Annotated in this window: 17 protein-coding genes; 11 read left to right on the plus strand and 6 right to left on the minus strand. The window is 69.2% G+C overall.

All coding sequences use genetic code 11. From position 1 onward, the window contains the following. Positions 1 to 5 precede the first annotated feature (5 nt). Both VGN58_RS09810 and VGN58_RS09815 read right to left on the minus strand, forming a co-directional pair. Positions 6 to 887 (minus strand): alpha/beta hydrolase, encoded by an 882-nt coding sequence (locus VGN58_RS09810; RefSeq protein ID WP_327483060.1) that lies wholly within the window; start codon positions 885 to 887, stop codon positions 6 to 8. Positions 888 to 956: 69 nt separating this feature from the next. Next, on the minus strand, positions 957 to 1,577 hold the full coding sequence (locus tag VGN58_RS09815) for a TetR/AcrR family transcriptional regulator (RefSeq protein WP_327483061.1): 621 nt from the start codon (positions 1,575 to 1,577) through the stop codon (positions 957 to 959). Between the two features lie 219 nt (positions 1,578 to 1,796). On the opposite strand from VGN58_RS09815, the gene VGN58_RS09820 reads away from it, so the two are divergent. Further along, positions 1,797 to 2,897 carry a Glu/Leu/Phe/Val dehydrogenase dimerization domain-containing protein gene (locus VGN58_RS09820; RefSeq protein ID WP_327483062.1) on the plus strand — a complete coding sequence of 367 codons (1,101 nt, stop codon included), beginning with the start codon at positions 1,797 to 1,799 and terminating at the stop codon, positions 2,895 to 2,897. A gap of 56 nt (positions 2,898 to 2,953) precedes the next feature. Next, on the plus strand, positions 2,954 to 4,126 hold the full coding sequence (locus VGN58_RS09825; RefSeq protein ID WP_327483063.1) for an isovaleryl-CoA dehydrogenase: 1,173 nt from the start codon (positions 2,954 to 2,956) through the stop codon (positions 4,124 to 4,126). A gap of 298 nt (positions 4,127 to 4,424) precedes the next feature. On the opposite strand, the gene VGN58_RS09830 is transcribed toward VGN58_RS09825, so the two are convergent. After that, complete coding sequence (locus VGN58_RS09830; protein WP_327483064.1) at positions 4,425 to 5,198, minus strand: DUF2189 domain-containing protein; 774 nt, start codon at positions 5,196 to 5,198, stop codon at positions 4,425 to 4,427. A 125-nt stretch (positions 5,199 to 5,323) separates the two neighbouring features. On the opposite strand from VGN58_RS09830, the gene VGN58_RS09835 reads away from it, so the two are divergent. The 6 genes from VGN58_RS09835 (at position 5,324) to VGN58_RS09860 (ending at position 10,461) form a co-directional block, all read left to right on the plus strand. After that, complete coding sequence (locus VGN58_RS09835; RefSeq protein WP_327483065.1) at positions 5,324 to 6,499, plus strand: thiolase family protein; 1,176 nt, start codon at positions 5,324 to 5,326, stop codon at positions 6,497 to 6,499. Between the two features lie 172 nt (positions 6,500 to 6,671). Continuing rightward, the gene (locus tag VGN58_RS09840) at positions 6,672 to 7,016 is read left to right on the plus strand and encodes a hypothetical protein (RefSeq protein WP_327483066.1); all 345 of its coding nucleotides are present in this window, start codon (positions 6,672 to 6,674) and stop codon (positions 7,014 to 7,016) included. 161 nt (positions 7,017 to 7,177) lie between these two features. Then, positions 7,178 to 7,555, plus strand: a complete 378-nt coding sequence (locus VGN58_RS09845; protein ID WP_327483067.1) for a hypothetical protein — start codon at positions 7,178 to 7,180, stop codon at positions 7,553 to 7,555. A 186-nt stretch (positions 7,556 to 7,741) separates the two neighbouring features. Then, positions 7,742 to 9,349 (plus strand): carboxyl transferase domain-containing protein, encoded by a 1,608-nt coding sequence (locus tag VGN58_RS09850; protein ID WP_327483068.1) that lies wholly within the window; start codon positions 7,742 to 7,744, stop codon positions 9,347 to 9,349. Positions 9,350 to 9,559: 210 nt separating this feature from the next. After that, the gene (locus VGN58_RS09855) at positions 9,560 to 10,096 is read left to right on the plus strand and encodes a polymer-forming cytoskeletal protein (protein ID WP_327483069.1); all 537 of its coding nucleotides are present in this window, start codon (positions 9,560 to 9,562) and stop codon (positions 10,094 to 10,096) included. Beyond that, positions 10,093 to 10,461 (plus strand): hypothetical protein, encoded by a 369-nt coding sequence (locus tag VGN58_RS09860; protein ID WP_327483070.1) that lies wholly within the window; start codon positions 10,093 to 10,095, stop codon positions 10,459 to 10,461. Before VGN58_RS09855 ends, VGN58_RS09860 begins: the two co-directional genes overlap by 4 nt. 18 nt (positions 10,462 to 10,479) lie before the next feature. Here the strand turns inward: VGN58_RS09860 and VGN58_RS09865 are convergent, their stop codons facing one another. The 3 genes from VGN58_RS09865 to VGN58_RS09875 are packed head-to-tail and all read right to left on the minus strand — an operon-like array spanning position 10,480 to position 12,835. Beyond that, on the minus strand, positions 10,480 to 10,728 hold the full coding sequence (locus VGN58_RS09865) for a DUF6587 family protein (protein ID WP_327483071.1): 249 nt from the start codon (positions 10,726 to 10,728) through the stop codon (positions 10,480 to 10,482). Between the two features lie 2 nt (positions 10,729 to 10,730). Further along, entirely contained in the window at positions 10,731 to 12,593 is a 1,863-nt protein-coding gene (feoB, locus tag VGN58_RS09870) for a ferrous iron transporter B (protein ID WP_327483072.1), read from the minus strand. Next, on the minus strand, positions 12,590 to 12,835 hold the full coding sequence (locus tag VGN58_RS09875; protein ID WP_327483073.1) for a FeoA family protein: 246 nt from the start codon (positions 12,833 to 12,835) through the stop codon (positions 12,590 to 12,592). The genes feoB and VGN58_RS09875 overlap by 4 nt, the downstream gene beginning before the upstream one ends. A gap of 108 nt (positions 12,836 to 12,943) precedes the next feature. Between VGN58_RS09875 and VGN58_RS09880 the strand changes: the two genes are divergently transcribed. Genes VGN58_RS09880 through VGN58_RS09890 form a run of 3 tightly spaced genes read left to right on the plus strand, consistent with a single transcriptional unit; the run spans position 12,944 to position 16,144 of the window. Continuing rightward, entirely contained in the window at positions 12,944 to 13,747 is an 804-nt protein-coding gene (locus VGN58_RS09880; protein ID WP_327483074.1) for an enoyl-CoA hydratase-related protein, read from the plus strand. Positions 13,748 to 13,751: 4 nt separating this feature from the next. Beyond that, complete coding sequence (locus tag VGN58_RS09885) at positions 13,752 to 14,153, plus strand: VOC family protein (RefSeq protein WP_327483075.1); 402 nt, start codon at positions 13,752 to 13,754, stop codon at positions 14,151 to 14,153. Further along, positions 14,153 to 16,144, plus strand: coding sequence for an acetyl/propionyl/methylcrotonyl-CoA carboxylase subunit alpha (locus VGN58_RS09890; protein ID WP_327483076.1), 1,992 nt, complete (start codon positions 14,153 to 14,155; stop codon positions 16,142 to 16,144). The genes VGN58_RS09885 and VGN58_RS09890 overlap by 1 nt, the downstream gene beginning before the upstream one ends. The last annotated feature ends 30 nt before the right edge of the window (positions 16,145 to 16,174 follow it).

Below are 16,174 nucleotides of genomic sequence, written 5' to 3' on the forward strand. Positions count from 1 at the left end.
CCCGGTCAGCAGAGCCCGAATGGCAGCTCACGCGTGGAGACCACGCGCTGGCCGACGGCTTCGCCACGCAGGAAACGCAGCGAGGCGTCCAGCGTTTCCGGCGCGATGGTCACGCGGTGGTGGCCGAGGCCGGTGGTGCTGAGCAGCGTGGCCTGCGGCCAATAGCGCGCATAGCGCTCGCCTTCGCACCACGGCACGTCGGTGTCTTCCAGGTCGTGCACCACCAGGCCCGGCCGCGCGATCCGCGGTGCGGTGGCCTGCGCGTGCAGGTCGCGGATGTCGTGCGCAGTGAGTTCCTGGTAGTCGTCGAACAGGCGTCGGCTGAGGAACTGCGCCAGTCCCACCATGCCGCCGAACCGTTGCGCGGCATCGAACGGGTCGGCCGCGGGCGCCAGCAGGATCGCGCGGTCGGCCTGCAGGCCGCGCGCCATGGCGATGGCGGTCGCGGCGCCGCCGAGCGAATGACCGACGACCGCCGCCAGCGGACCGGTGTGATCGGCGACCCGGGCGATCGCCTCGGCGAACATCGGCAGCGTGGCGCGGCGCCCGCTGCTGCGGCCATGCGCCGGCTGGTCGAACGTCGCCACGGCGTAGCCGGCACGACGCAGCGGTTCGACCCACGGCAGGAAGCGCAGGCCGAAGCTGGACCATCCATGGGCCAGCAACACGGTCGGCTCGCGGCCCGGATCGCCCCAGGTGTAGGTCGCCAGGCGTTCGCGGCCGAAGGCGAGTTCGCCCAGCCGCGCGCCGCCCGTGTCGGCCTGGCGCGCGCGGGTGCGGGCGCCAGGCATCGGGGTGCAGAACAGCTGGAAGGCGCGGGCCAGCGTGCTGCGCGGCGCGATCCAGCTGCCGACGGCGAGGCGGACGCTGAGCAGGCGCAGGGCCACGGGTTTGCGAACGGTCGTGCTATTTCGAGGTGCAGTGACAGCGGCCATGGCGGTGGGCCCTCGGGGGCGTCAGGCGGGGGTGGAGACGGCGGGGGCGCCGTAGGACGCCAGCAGGCGGTCCAGGGAACGGCGGGCGAGGTGCGGCGCCTGGTCGGCGTCGTAAAGGCGGGCGTCGTGCAGGCCCTGGGCGATGGCGAACAGCTCGAACGCCAGCAGTACCGGGTCGGTGTCGCGCGACAGTTCGCCGGTCTCGATGCACATGCCGATCGCTTTCATCAGCTGCAGGCGCAGCTGGCGCAGCCAGTCGACGATGCGGTCGTGCAGCAGGCCCGGGCGGGCGTCGTACTCGTGGGCGGCGGCGAGGATGACGCAGCCGTCCGGGTTGTCGCAGACCCAGCCGAACCAGTTCTCCATGATCGCGCGCAGCCGCGGCAGACCACGCGGCAAACCCACTGCAGGCGCAATGACCGCGCGCGCATAGCGTTCGGCGGTCCACTCCAGCACGGTCAGCTGCAGGTCCTCGCGCGAGCCGAAGTGGGCGAACACGCCGCTCTTCGACATGCCGGCGGCCGTGGCCAGCTCACCGATCGACAGCCCCTCCAGTCCGTGCCTGGCGGCGATGTCGTAGGCCCGCGCGACGATCATCTCGCGGGTGGCATTCCCCTTGTGGGTGGCAGCGTGCGGCGTCATGGGCCATGAAATAGCACGACCGTTCTATTCCCGCAAGGGCACGGATCCCGTCGGCCGGTCGCCCCACCCTGTCATCTCGCCGCGGACCGATTGGATTAGACTGACGCCCTGCGACGACCACGGCGTGATCCGGAAACGTCGCTTTTTTCTTTTCTGACAACCCGTTAGCCGCCCACAGGCAAGCCCGCGCCGGTCCCCACCCGCGCACCGGAGCCACCCATGATCTTCGAAACCCTCGACACGTCCGGCCACGAACAGGTCGTCTTCTGCCACAACCCGGACGCCGGGCTGAAGGCCATCATCGCCATCCACAGCACCGTGCTGGGCCCCGCGCTGGGCGGTGTGCGCATGCGTCCCTACGCCGACAGCGGGCTGGCGCTGACCGATGCGCTGCGGCTGAGCCGCACGATGACCTACAAGAACGCGCTGGCCGGCCTGAACGTGGGCGGCGGCAAGGCGGTGATCATCGGCGACAGCAGCGTGGACAAGACCGAGGTGCTGTTCCGCAGCTTTGGACGCTATGTCGATTCGCTGGGCGGCCGCTACATCACCGCCGAGGACGTCGGCACCGACGTCAACGACATGGAGAACGTCTACCGCGAGACCGAGTACGTGGTCGGCGTGCACCAGGTCCATGGCGGTTCCGGCGACCCGGCGCCGTTCACCGCCTACGGTGCGCTGCAGGGCCTGATGGCCACGCTGAACCGCAAGTTCGGCAACGAGGAGATCGGCAAGTACAGCATCGCCGTGCAGGGCCTGGGCCACATCGGCATGGAGTACGTGAAGCTGCTGAAGGAACGCGGTGCCAAGCTGTTCGTCACCGACCTCAATCCGGCGCTGGTGGAGCACGCGGTGGAGGAATACGGCGCCGAGGCGGTCAAGCCGGACGAGATCTACGACCTGCCGGTGGACGTGTTCAGCCCGTGCGCGCTGGAGTACGCCATCAACGAACAGACCCTGCCCCGCCTGAAGGCCAAGGTCATCTGCGGCACCGCCAACAACCAGATGTCGCATGTCACCGGCGTCGAAGCGGCCAAGCGCGGCATCCTGTACGCGCCCGACTACGCGGTCAACGCGGGCGGCGTGATGAACGTCTCGCTGGAGATCGACGGCTACAATCGCGAGCGCGCCATGCGCATGATGCGGACCATCTACCACACCGTCGGCAGGATCTTCGACCTGGCGGAGAAGGAAAACATCGCGCCGCAGTATGCAGCCGACCGCATCGCCGAAGCGCGCATGACCGCGATCGGCAAGCTCAAGCTGCCGCTGGGCCGCACCGCACCGCGCTTCATGGGGCATCTGCGCGGCGAACACTGACGTAAAACGACGTACAGAAAAAACTGGAAGTTGGGCCGCGGAGGAGGGAGGACCGAATGCGACCGGATACCGTCAGCGGGTTTCCGCTGGGCGAAGAGTTGGATGCGCTGCGCGAGGCCGTGCAGCGGTTCGCGCAGACCGAGATCGCGCCGCGGGCGGCGCAGATCGACCACGACAACGCGTTCCCGCAGGACCTGTGGCCCAAGCTGGGCGAACTGGGGTTGCTGGGCATCACCGTGGACCCCGAGTTCGGCGGCAGCGGCATGGGCTACCTGGCCCACCTGGTGGCGATGGAGGAGATCTCGCGCGCCTCGGGCTCGGTCGGCCTGAGTTACGGCGCGCACTCTAACCTGTGCGTGTCCAACCTCTACCTCAACGGCAATGCCGAACAGCGCGCGAAGTACCTGCCCAAGCTGTGCAGCGGCGAGTGGAAAGGCGCGCTGGCGATGAGCGAACCGGGCGCCGGTTCCGACGTGGTCGGCTCGATGAGCTGCCGTGCCGAACTTCGCGACGGCGTCTGGGTCGCCAACGGCAACAAGATGTGGATCACCAACGGACCGGAAGCCGACGTGCTGCTGGTCTACATGCGCACCGCCGGGAAGGACGCGGGCAGCAAGTGCATGACCGCCTTCATCGTGGAGCGCGGCATGAAGGGCTTCTCCACCGCGCAGAAGCTGGACAAGCTGGGCATGCGCGGCAGCAACACCTGCGAGCTGGTGTTCGAGAACTGCGAGATCCCGGCCGAGAACGTGCTGGGCGAGGTCAACCAGGGCGTGCGCGTGCTGATGAGTGGCCTGAACACCGAGCGGCTGGTGCTCAGCGGCGGACCCATCGGCCTGATGCAGGCGGCACTCGACATCACCCTGCCCTACGTGCGCGAGCGCAAGCAGTTCGACGCCGCCATCGGCACGTTCGGCCTGATGCAGGGCAAGCTGGCCGACATGTACACCGCGCTGCAGTCCAGCCGCGCCTTCGCCTACCAGGTGGCGCGCGGCTTCGACGAAGGCCAGGGTTCGCGCGCTGCGGCAGCAGGTTGCCTGCTGCACGCATCCGAAGCGGCGGTGCAGGTCACGCTGGAAGCCATCCAGTCCCTGGGCGGCAACGGCTACATCAACGAGTATCCGGCCGGCCGCCTGCTGCGCGACGCCAAGCTCTACGCGATCGGTGCCGGCACGAACGAAATCCGCCGCATGCTGATCGGCCGGGAACTGTTCGACGGCCGCGGTTGATCGTCCGATCGTCGTAGGGTGGGCCCCGGCCCACCGCCTGGTTCATGGATGGCAATGGCGGGCCGAAGCCCGCCCTACCTCGCCGCTCGACGAACGCGGCTGATCCACCCGCCGCCGTAGGGTGGGCCTTGGCCCACCGCCTAGGTTCGCGGATGGCGATGGCGGGCCGAAGCCCGCCTACCTCGCCGCTCGACGAACGCGGCTGATACACCCGCCGCCGTAGGGTGGGCCTTGGCCCACCGTCTGGTTCATGGATGGCGATGGCGGCCTGAGGCCCCCTTCCTCGCTGGCGCGTCATCTACTTCAGTGCAGGCCACGCGGACGCATCCAGCGTTTCCCGGTACCCATGCCACGCGGCGTAGGCCAGCCAGGGCATCAGGATCGCCAGCCCGAGGAACGCCGTGGCGAATCCGAGGACGGTCAGCGTGACCAGCACCAGGCCCCAGATGGCCATCACGCCCCGGTTGCGCATCACCGCATGCACGCTGGACACGGCAGCCGTGACCATGTCGACGTCGCGGTCGGCGATCATCGGCAGCGAAAACGCGGTCACCGCGAAGGTCAGCGTGGCGAAGACCGCGCCGACGGCCGAACCGAGCACCAGGAACTCCCACAACGCACCCGGATCGCTCCCATCGAACGGGAAGAACGCGCTGACCATCATCCCGGCGCGCGACCAGAGCAGGATGATGACGCCCTGCCCCAGCGCGAACACCCCCGCCTGCCCCAGCACACGACGCGCCAGCACGAACGAATCGCGCAGGCGCGGCGTGCGCCCCTGCTCCAGCGCGCGGCTCACGCAATACAGGCCCACGCAGATCAGCGGCGCGACGAACACGAACCCCGACAGCAGGGTCGCCAGCAGCGCGAAGCGGCCCAGCGCGAAGGCCAGCCAGGAAATGCCGGCGCTCACCAGCACGATCACCCCGCCAAACAGCAGCGACAGGCCCGGTGCGCGGCGCAGGTCCTGCCAGCCGGCGCGCAGCCAGCGCCACGGAGCGCCCGCATCCAGGGTGGCGCAGGGAACGACGAAGGCACGCGGCACCCCGTTTGCGGACGGCTGTTTCGGCATATGGCACTCACCTCCGGCCCGAGCATACGCCGCGTCGGGGCATGCGACCCTGTACCAACGGCCGATTTGCCGCGCGTCGTGCCGGGGCGGGATAATCGGGATCTCACTCCACGCGGGAAGCCTCCATGTCCGACATCGTCATCGCCGCCGCCAAGCGCACTGCCATCGGTTCGTTCCTCGGCCAGTTCAACGGCGTGCCCACGCCGACGCTCGGTGCCGCCGCCATCGCCGCCGCGCTGGAGCAGTCCGGCATTCCGGCCGCCGATGTGTCCGAGGTCATCATGGGCTGCGTGCTGCCGGCCAACCTGGGCCAGGCGCCGGCGCGCCAGGCCTCGCGCGCGGCCGGTATCCCGGACGCCGCAGGCGCCACGACCATCAACAAGGTCTGCGGCTCGGGCATGAAGGCCATCATGCTGGGGCACGACCTGATCAAGGCGGGCTCGGCCAGCATCGTGGTCGCCGGCGGCATGGAGTCCATGAGCAATGCCCCGCACATGATCCCCAACTCGCGCACCGGCAACCGCTACGGCAACTTCCAGGCGGTGGACCACATGGCATGGGACGGCCTCACCAGCCCGTACGACGGACAGGCGATGGGCGTGTTCGCCGAGGCCACCGTGGCCAAGTTCGGCTTCACCCGCGAGGAGCAGGACGCGTATGCGATCGAATCGGTGACGCGCGCGCAGGCCGCGCAGGCGTCCGGCGCCTTCAACGACGAGATCGTCCCGGTGAAGGTCGCCACCCGCAAGGGTGACGTCGAGGTCGCCGCCGACGAACAGCCGGGCAAGTCCGACATCGCCAAGATCCCCACGCTGAAGCCCGCCTTCAAGAAGGACGGCAGTGTCACCGCCGCCAGTTCGTCCAGCATCTCCGACGGCGCCGCCGCGACGGTCCTGCTGAGCGCCGACGAAGCGGCCAGGCGCGGCCTGCAGCCGCTGGCGAAGATCGTCGGCCATGCCACCTACTCGCAGGCGCCGGAATGGTTCACCACCGCGCCGGTCGCCGCCATCGACAAGCTGCTCAAGCAGGTCGGCTGGACGGTGGACCAGGTGGACCTGTTCGAGGTCAACGAGGCCTTCGCCGTCGTGGCCATGGCGCCGATCAAGGAACTGGGCATCCCGCACGCCAAGGTCAACGTCAACGGTGGTGCCTGCGCGCTGGGCCACCCGATCGGCGCGTCCGGCGCCCGCCTGGTGGTGACCCTGCTCAACGCCTTGCGCGCGCGCGGGCTCAAGCGCGGTGTCGCGACGCTGTGCATCGGCGGCGGCGAAGCGACCGCGATCGCGGTCGAAATGCTCTGAGGATTTTGCGCAGTTAAGGGGGGCGAAGCGGCCCGGTTTCGCCTGCCCCATGAGCCTTAACAACGGATTGACAAAGATAACCGGCCAACCGCTTGACAGCCGTAATGGGCTTGTCATCATGTTGCAGGCGCGCAATTGCGCGTTGCCTAACTAACGACGAGGAAATTCAACGATGACCATGAACAAGGCTCTGATCGCGCTGGCTCTGGGTTTCGCCCTGGCTGCGTGCTCGAACCAGGACCAGGCTGCCGACGCCGCTGCCGACGCCGCTGCCACCGCGACCGAAGCCCAGGCCGCTGCTGACGCCGCTGCCGCCGCTGGCGAAGTGACCGCCGACGCCGCCCAGCAGTCGGCCGACGCCGCTGCGACCGCCGCCGACGCCGCTGCCACCGCCGCGACCGACGCTGCCGCCGCCACCACGACGGAAGCCGCCGACGCTGCTGCCGACGCCGCTGCCCAAGCTGCCGACACCGCCGAAGCCGCGACCGACGCTGCCAAGGAAGCCACCAAGCAGTAATCTGCTGGTAGCCGCCTGATTTGGCGTTACACTGAGAAAGCCGCCAGTTCGCTGGCGGCTTTTTCTGTATCCGCGTCCGGGCATCCCATTCGCCTCGTTCCGAGGACGGACGGACGCCATCCCGACGCCTTCTTCTTCCACACACCGATTTGGGGATCCACATGAAGATCAAGACCACCGTCCTGCTGGCCGCCGCCGTCCTGGCCCTGAGCGCCTGCACCAAGAGCGAGAACACCGACGCCGCTGCCGCCGACGCCGCCGCGTCCGCCGACCAGGCTGCTGCCGCTGCCGGTGATGCCGCCTCGGCCGCCGGCGACGCCGCTGCCGCCGCTGGCGACGCTGCCGTTGCCGCGACCGCCGACGCTGCCGCCGCCGCCACGGCCGCCGCCGCCGACGCTGCTGCCGCCACCGAAGCCGCCGCGTCCGACGCGACCGCCGCCGCTGCCTCGGCCACCGCCGACGCCGCCCAAGCCACCGCCGACAAGGCCGCTGAAGTCGCCGACAAGGCCGAAGCCAAGGCCGAAGAAGCCAAGCAGTAATCGACTCGCCTCATCGCGATTCGGACAAGGCCCGCGAAAGCGGGCCTTGTTGTTTCGGGCGTGCCGTGATGGCCATCGGACGACGACACGCCATGCCGACACGATTGCCGGCTTTTTTTTGCAGTGCCGTTTGGCGCATGCCGGGCTTTGTGGTGTGATGCCGCCTTTCCTGCATCCTCGTGCCGCATGCCCGCCATCGCCTCGCAACTCGATCCGCGCTCTCCCGATTTCATCGCCAACGCGGCCTACCATCGCGTGCTGGTGCAGGAACTGGACCGCCGCCTGGCGCACGCGGCCGACGGTGGTGGCGAAAAGGCCCGCAACAAGCACACCGAGCGCGGCAAGCTGCTGGCGCGCGACCGCATCACCGCCCTGCTCGACCCGGGTTCACCGTTCCTCGAGATCGCGCCGCTGGCCGCCGAGGACATGTACGACGGCGCGGCTCCCGCCGCCGGCATGGTCTGCGGCATCGGCCGGGTGATGGGCAACGAAGTCGTCATCGTCGCCAACGATGCCACCGTCAAGGGCGGCACCTATTTCCCGATGACGGTGAAGAAGCACCTGCGTGCGCAGGAAATCGCGCGCGAGAACCGGCTGCCCTGCGTCTACCTGGTCGATTCCGGCGGCGCGTTCCTGCCGCTGCAGGACGAGGTGTTCCCCGACCGCGAGCACTTCGGCCGCATCTTCTACAACCAGGCGCGACTGAGCGCCGAGAACATCCCGCAGATCGCGGTGGTGATGGGCAGTTGCACCGCCGGCGGCGCCTACGTGCCCGCCATGTGCGACGAATCGATCATCGTCAAGGAACAGGGCACGATCTTCCTCGGCGGCCCGCCGCTGGTGAAGGCGGCGACCGGCGAAGTGGTCGATGCCGAAGCGCTTGGCGGCGCCGACGTGCACACCGGTGTGTCCGGCGTGGCCGACCATTTCGCCGAGGACGACCGCCATGCGCTGGAGATCGCCCGCGGCATCGTCGGCCACCTCAACCGCCGCAAGGTGCTGCCGGTGGCCGTGCGCGAGGCGCGCGAGCCGTTGTACGCGGCCGAAGAGCTGTACGGCATCGTGCCGAAGGACACGCGCCGGCCGTTCGATATCCGCGAAGTGATCGCGCGCATCACCGACGGCAGCGAACTGGACGAGTTCAAGGCGCGCTACGGCAAGACGCTCGTCACCGGGTTCGCCCACCTGCACGGCTATCCGGTCGGCATCGTCGCCAACAACGGCATCCTGTTCGGCGAGAGCGCGCTCAAGGGCGCGCACTTCATCGAGCTGTGCAACCAGCGCGGCATCCCGCTGGTGTTCCTGCAGAACATCACCGGCTTCATGGTCGGCCGCAAGTACGAGAACGCCGGCATCGCGAAGGACGGCGCGAAGATGGTCACCGCCGTGGCGTGCTCCAGCGTGCCCAAGTTCACCGTGGTGATCGGCGGCAGCTTCGGCGCCGGCAACTACGCCATGTGCGGCCGGGCCTACGGCGCGCGCTTCCTGTGGATGTGGCCGAACGCGCGCATCAGCGTGATGGGCGGCGAGCAGGCCGCCAGCGTACTGGCGACGGTCAGGCGCGACGGCATCGAAGCGTCCGGCAAGACGTGGAGCGCGCAGGAGGAGGAGGCGTTCAAGTCCCCTATCCGCGAGCAGTACGAGTCGCAAGGCAGCCCGTGGTATGCGACCGCACGACTGTGGGACGACGGCATCATCGATCCTGCCGACACCCGCCGCGTACTGGGGCTGGGCATTTCGGCGTCGCTCAACGCGCCGATCGAACCGGCGAAGTTCGGCGTGTTCCGGATGTAGGGCGCGGTGCACGCAATGGGCTTGCCAGCAACGGGATTCATTGCGCGCCCTCTCTTCAGGCATGTGAGTGCGGCGTCGACAACCCCGTCTGGGACGTGAACCGCAGTGGCGCGGCGGCATCGCAGTTCCTGTTTGGCAGGCGTGATCACAGCGTGATGCCGCGCGGATTGGCGATAGTCGGGAGCCCTGCCACGCTGGAGCATCCCCTGCATGTCCATCTGGAAAGACCAAGCGCCCGCCAAGAAGGACGCCCCCACCCCGCCCGAGCCCGCCGTCGCCACCCTGCGCGACACTTCGGCGCCCGCGGATTTTTCGCCGGCCGTCACCGCCCCGCCGGGCACGCGTCAGATCGAACGCCCTGCGCCCCAAGAGGCCCTGAAGGAATCGCTGATCGCCGCCGACCTGACGATCGAAGGCAAGATCGAGGGTACCGGGCACATCCGCATCGCCGGCAAGTTCAAGGGCGACGTCAATGTCCAGGGCGACCTGACCATCGAGACCGGCGCGAAGCTCAACGGCGGCGTGCGGGCGAAGAAGGTCACCATCGCCGGCGAACTCGAGGGCAACATCGAGTCGGCGTCCCGGGTGGAGCTGTTGTCTTCCGGCGTGCTGGTCGGCGACGTGAAGGCCGGCGCACTGACCGTGGCTGCGGGTTCGCGCATGCGGGGCAATGCGGATTTCGGCTGGGATGAAGCGCCCGCCAAGGGCGGCAAGTCCACCGGCACGGAGCCCGGCGCCGCCGCATGAGCCAACCCCGCCCCGGCAGTGCCGGCGCCACCCGCACCTGCCCGCACTGCAAGGCGACCATCCTGGAAAGCGCGGCGGTCTGTCCGGGCTGCCGCCATCACCTGCGCTTCGAACCGGGAGCGGGCGCCAACGCGGCGCCCGCGCTCACGCCACTGCGGATCGAAGGCACGCTGCAGCCGCCCGCCGAAGGTGCGGCGTGGGAATACAGCGTGGTGCTGTCGATCCGCAACGACCGTGGCGAGGAAGTGACCCGTCAGGTCGTCGGCGTCGGCGCCATGCAGCCGCACGAGCAGCGCAGCTTCGTGCTGTCGGTGGAGCTCAATCCCGCCACCGGCAAGGCGGGGGCCCGGCGCACCCGGCACTGACGCCGGCGCGAGGGCGGCCTACGCTTTCTTCTCGGGGCCGCAGTTGCTGCAGCCACCGCAAGCGCCATCCGTCCCCGTGGCAGGCGGCGCGATCCAGCGTCCGAGGCGGCGACGCCATCCTGCGTTTCCCTCGCGCAACAGCGGCAGCGCCAGCGTACCGCGCAGCTTGCGCAGCGGACCGGGGAGCTGCTTCTTCACCACCACCCAGGCGCTGACCAGCACCGCGACCGCGATGATGGCGTACTGCAGGGCGAGCGACGGCTCCATGCTCAGCCCGCGCCCAATGCGCGGGCGACCTGGTAGGTCACCAGCGAAGCCAGGTAGGCCAGTGCGAACAGATAGAACGCCGCGAAGCCCATCTGCTTCCACGAGTTGGTCTCGCGCTTGATGGTGGCCAGCGTGGAGATGCACATCGGCGCATAGATGAACCAGACGAGCAGCGATAGCGCGGTGGCCAGCGACCAGCCGTCGCTGATGACCGGGGTCAGCGCCTGGATGGCGGCGTCATCGTCCGCGGCGGAGAGCGCGTAGATCGTCGCCAGCGAGGCGACCGCCACTTCGCGCGCGGCAAGGCCGGGAATCAACGCGATGCAGATCTGCCAGTTGAAGCCGAGCGGCGCGAAGAACACCGCCATGGCATGGCCGATGCGACCGGCGAAGCTGTAGTCGATCGCTGGACCCGCCGCGTCCGCCGGCGGCGCCGGAAAGTTCAGAAGGAACCACAGCAGGATGGTCAGCGCCAGGATGATGCCGCCGACGCGCTTGAGGAAGATCATCGCGCGCTCGTACAGGCCGATCAGCAGGTCGCGCGGGTGCGGGATGCGGTACGACGGCAGTTCCAGCAGCAGCGCGTGCTCGCCCTTGTCCCGGCGCCACTTCTTCATCACCCAGGACACCAGCAGCGCGCTGAGGATCCCGGCCGCATACAGGCCGAACAGCACCAGTCCCTGCTGGTTGAAGATGCCGACCTTCTCGTTCGGCACGAAGGCGCCGATCAGCAGCGCATACACCGGCAGGCGCGCCGAGCAGGTCATGAGCGGCGCCACCAGAATCGTCGCCAGCCGGTCGCGCGGATCCTGGATGCTGCGCGTGGCCATGATGCCGGGGATGGCGCAGGCGAAGCTCGACAGCAGCGGGATGAACGAACGGCCCGACAGGCCGGCCGATGCCATCATGCGGTCCAGCAGGAAGGCCGCACGCGGCAGGTAGCCGCTCTCTTCCAACGCCAGGATGAAGGCGAACAGGATCAGGATCTGCGGCAGGAAGATGACCACGCCGCCGAGGCCGGCGATGATGCCGTCGACCAGCAGGCTGGCGAGCGGACCTTCCGGCAACGCACCGCCCGCCCACTCGCCCAGCGCACCGGTGCCGGCGTCGATCAGATCCATCAGCGGGGTGGCCCAGGCATAGACCGCCTGGAAGATCAGGAACATCACCACCGCCAGCGCCAGCAATCCGAACACCGGATGCAGCAGCCAGCGGTCCAGCGCATCGTCGATCTTCGCCGTGCGCGTGGGCATGGTGACCGCCAGCGACAACAGGCGACGGGTTTCCGCATGCAGGTCGGCGCCTTCGGCCAGGTGCGCACGCGGTTCGCGCGGATGCGCAGCGACCGCGTCGATGCGTTCGACCAGCGCACGCGCGCCGCCATGCTTCACCGCGATGGTCTCGACCACCGGCACGCCCAGTTCGCGCTCCAGCGCGGCCAGGTCGATGGTGATGCCGCGACGCTGGGCCGCATCCATCATGTTGACCGCCAGGATCATCGGCTTGCCGAGCTGGCGCACTTCCAGCGCGAACCGCAGGTGCAGGCGCAGGTTGGTGGCATCCACCACGCAGACCAGCACGTCCGGCGCGGATTCACCCGGATAGAAGCCGCGGCAGACGTCGCGGGTGACCGCCTCGTCCAGGCTGGCGGCGTGCAGGCTATAGGCCCCCGGCAGATCGAGCACGGCGTAGTGGCGCCCGGACGCCGACGAATGCAGCCGGCCTTCCTTGCGTTCGACCGTGACGCCGGCGTAGTTGGCCACTTTCTGCCGGCTGCCGGTCAACTGGTTGAACAGCGCGGTCTTGCCGCAATTCGGATTGCCGACCAGCGCCAAGCGCAGTGTCGCTGCCTCGGCCGCGCTCATGCCACCGCTCCGTTGCGCAGACGCACGCGGGCCGCTTCGGAGCGGCGCAGCGCGAACCGGGTGAAGCCGACCTGCACCAGCAGCGGCTCGGCGCCCAGCGGCCCCTTGGCCACCACTTCGACCTCCTCGCCATTGACGAAGCCCAGTTCGCGCAGGCGACGGGCGATGGTGTCCTGCGGACCGTGGTCTTCGACACTCTCGACGATGGCGGGGGTACGCCAGGGAAGTTCGGTCAGGATCACGCGCAGGCCTCAAATGCGAATTGTTCTCATTGTAGCATCGCCGCACTGCACGACGGCCGCAACGCACCGTGCCGCTATCATTCGGCGACTTCGCAGGAAACGGCAGGCATGGCGGCCCCCCCGCAGGAACATCCCCTCTCGCTGACCCGGTCGGGCGCCGTGGCGCGCCTGCGCCTGGATCGCCCTACCCTCCACAACGCCTTCGACGCCGCCCTCATCGCGGCGCTGACGTCCACGCTCGAGCAGGTCGGCGCCGATGACGGCGTCCGTGTCGTCGTGCTGGAAGGCAGCGGCGCCTCGTTCTCGGCCGGGGCCGACCTCAACTGGATGCGCGGCATGGCCTCGGCCAGCGAAGCGGCCAACCGCGACGACGCCCTCGCCCTGGCCCGCCTGATGCGCACGCTGGACGAACTGCCCAAGCCCACGATCGCCCGCGTCCATGGCGCCGCATTCGGCGGCGGCGTGGGTCTGGTGGCCTGCTGCGACATCGCCATCGGCGTGCCCGAGGCGAAGTTCGGCCTGACCGAGAGCAAGCTGGGCCTGCTGCCGGCGGTGATCTCGCCGTACGTCATCGCCGCCATCGGGCCGCGCGAGGCGCGTCGCTGGTTCGCCACCGCCGAGATCTTCGACGCCGCCACCGCGCTGCGGATCGGACTGCTGCACGACGTGGTCGCCGCGGACGCCCTCGACGCCGCGATCGAGCGGCAGATCGCGCTGCTGCTGAAGGCCGGGCCGCACGCGGCGGCCGGTGCGAAGCGACTGGTGGCGCGCGTGGCCGCCGGTGCCGACCGCGATCGCGTGGACGCCGACAACGCCGACCTGATCGCCAGCCTGCGCGTATCGCCGGAAGGCCAGGAAGGGCTGTCGGCCTTCCTCGACAAGCGCGCACCGGCATGGACCACCAAGGAGTAAGCCGATGATCGACCATCTGGGCATCGAAGTCGCCGATTACGCACGCAGCCGCGCTTTCTACGAACGTGTGCTGGCCACGCTCGGCCATGGCGTCGTCATGGAGGTGACGCGCGAGATGAGTGGCGGCTATGAAGGCTGCGGCTTCGGCCCGCCGGGACGCCCGCAGTTCTGGGTCGGCAAGGGAAGCGGCAAGCCCGGCAGCGGATCCCATATCGCCTTCAGCGCGCAGACCCGTGCCCAGGTGGACGCCTTCCACACGGCGGCACTGTCTGCCGGCGCACGCGACAACGGCGCGCCCGGCCTGCGCCCGCATTACCACCCGAATTACTACGGCGCCTTCGCCATCGATCCGGACGGCCACAACATCGAGGCCGTCTGCCACCTTCCCGCGGAAATCGAGCCCTAATGTTCTCCAAGATCCTGATCGCCAACCGCGGCGAAATCGCCTGCCGTGTCATCCGTACCTGTCGCCGGCTGGGCATCCGTACGGTCGCCGTCTATTCCGAGGCCGATGCCGATGCGCAGCAAGTGCGCCAGGCGGACGAAGCGGTGCTGATCGGCGGTCCGCGCCCGGCCGACAGTTACCTGCGCGGCGACGTCATTCTCGATGCCGCGAAGCGGACCGGTGCCCAGGCCATCCATCCGGGGTACGGCTTCCTGTCCGAGAACGCCGACTTCGCCGATGCCGTCGTGGCCGCCGGCATGGTGTTCATCGGCCCGTCCGGCACGTCGATGCGCAAGATGGGCAGCAAGGCTGGCGCCAAGGAACTGATGGACGCCGCCGGTGTGCCGGTCGTGCCCGGCTACACCGGCGAGGACCAGTCGCCGAACACGCTGTCGCGCGAAGCCGCCCGCATCGGCTTCCCGCTGATGATCAAGGCTGCGCACGGCGGCGGCGGCAAGGGCATGCGCGTGGTGCACCGGCTGGAGGACTTCATCGGCCAGCTGGAAAGCTGCCAGCGCGAAGCGGCCAATGCCTTCGGCCGCGACCGCGTGCTGCTGGAGCGTTACGTGCAGTCGCCGCGCCACATCGAGATCCAAGTGTTCGCCGACACGCACGGCCACACGCTGCACCTCAACGAACGCGAGTGCTCGGCCCAGCGCCGCTACCAGAAGGTGCTGGAGGAGTCGCCATCGCCGTTCCTCACGCCCGCGCTGCGCACCGCCATGGGCGATGCCGCGGTGAAGGCGGCGCAGGCCATCGACTACGCCAATGCGGGCACGGTGGAGTTCATCGTCGATCCAGAAGGCCGGTTCTACTTCATGGAGATCAACACCCGCCTGCAGGTGGAGCATCCGGTCACCGAAATGGTCACCGGACTGGACCTGGTGGAATGGCAACTGCGCGTGGCGGCGGGCGAGCCGTTGCCGCTGACGCAGGACGCCATCGCGCAGCGCGGCCATGCCATCGAGGTGCGCCTGTACGCGGAAGATCCGGAAGCCGGCTTCCTGCCCGGCTCCGGACGGCTCGAATCGCTGGTGCTGCCCACGCCGTCCGCCGACGTCCGCCTCGATGGCGGCGTGATCGAAGGCGACGTGGTGACCATCTTCTACGACCCGATGATCGCCAAGCTGATCGTCTGGGGCGAGGATCGTCCCAACGCGCTGGCGCGGCTGCGCGAGGCGCTGGCCGACTGCGACATCGTCGGGCCCAAGTCGAACATCGGCTTCCTCGAACAGCTGGTCCGGCATCCGGCCGTGGTGGAGGGCCGCATCGACACCGGCTACCTCGACCGGCACCTGGACGAGTTCATGCCGGCGCCGTCGCTGACCCCGGACCTGCAGGTGGCCGCGTCGGTTGCGGTGCTGCTGGAACAGGAAACGTCGGCCCGGCGCGACGCCGCGGCCTCCGGTGATCCCGGCTCGCCCTGGGCGGCCGCCGATGGCTGGCGCCTGGGCCATGCCGGACGCCGGCCGCTGGCCTTCCAGCACCGCGACCAGCGCTGGGAGACGCTCGGGCACGGCCATGCGGGCCGTTACGTCGTCGAGATCGAGGGCACGGCGCATCCGGTCGACGGCGCCCGCCTGACCGCTGGCCTGCTCGAGTTGCGTATCCATGATCAGGCACGCCGCTTGCGCATCCACCGCCGTGGCCGTCGGCTGACCCTTCACGACGGCGAACGGCGCGCAACGCTGGAGGTCCTGCCTGCGTACCAGCGTACGGCGGGCGGCGACAGCGTCGGCGACGGGCGCATCATCGCGCCGATGCCCGGTCGCGTGGTGGTGGTGAAGACACGAGCGGGGGACAGTGTGGACGCAGGACAGGAATTGCTGGTGATGGAGGCGATGAAGATGGAACTCGCCATCAGGGCCCCCCGCGCCGGCGTGGTGGCCGAACTGCGCGCCGCGGCCGGGGATTTCGTCGAGGCCGACACCGTCCTGGTAGCGCTCGAGTGAGGTCTGCAGCGCGGACCTCGTGGCGTGTGG

The sequence above is a fragment of the Pseudoxanthomonas sp. genome, assembly GCF_035999195.1.
In the GTDB taxonomy this organism is placed as follows: Bacteria; Pseudomonadota; Gammaproteobacteria; order Xanthomonadales; family Xanthomonadaceae; genus Pseudoxanthomonas_A.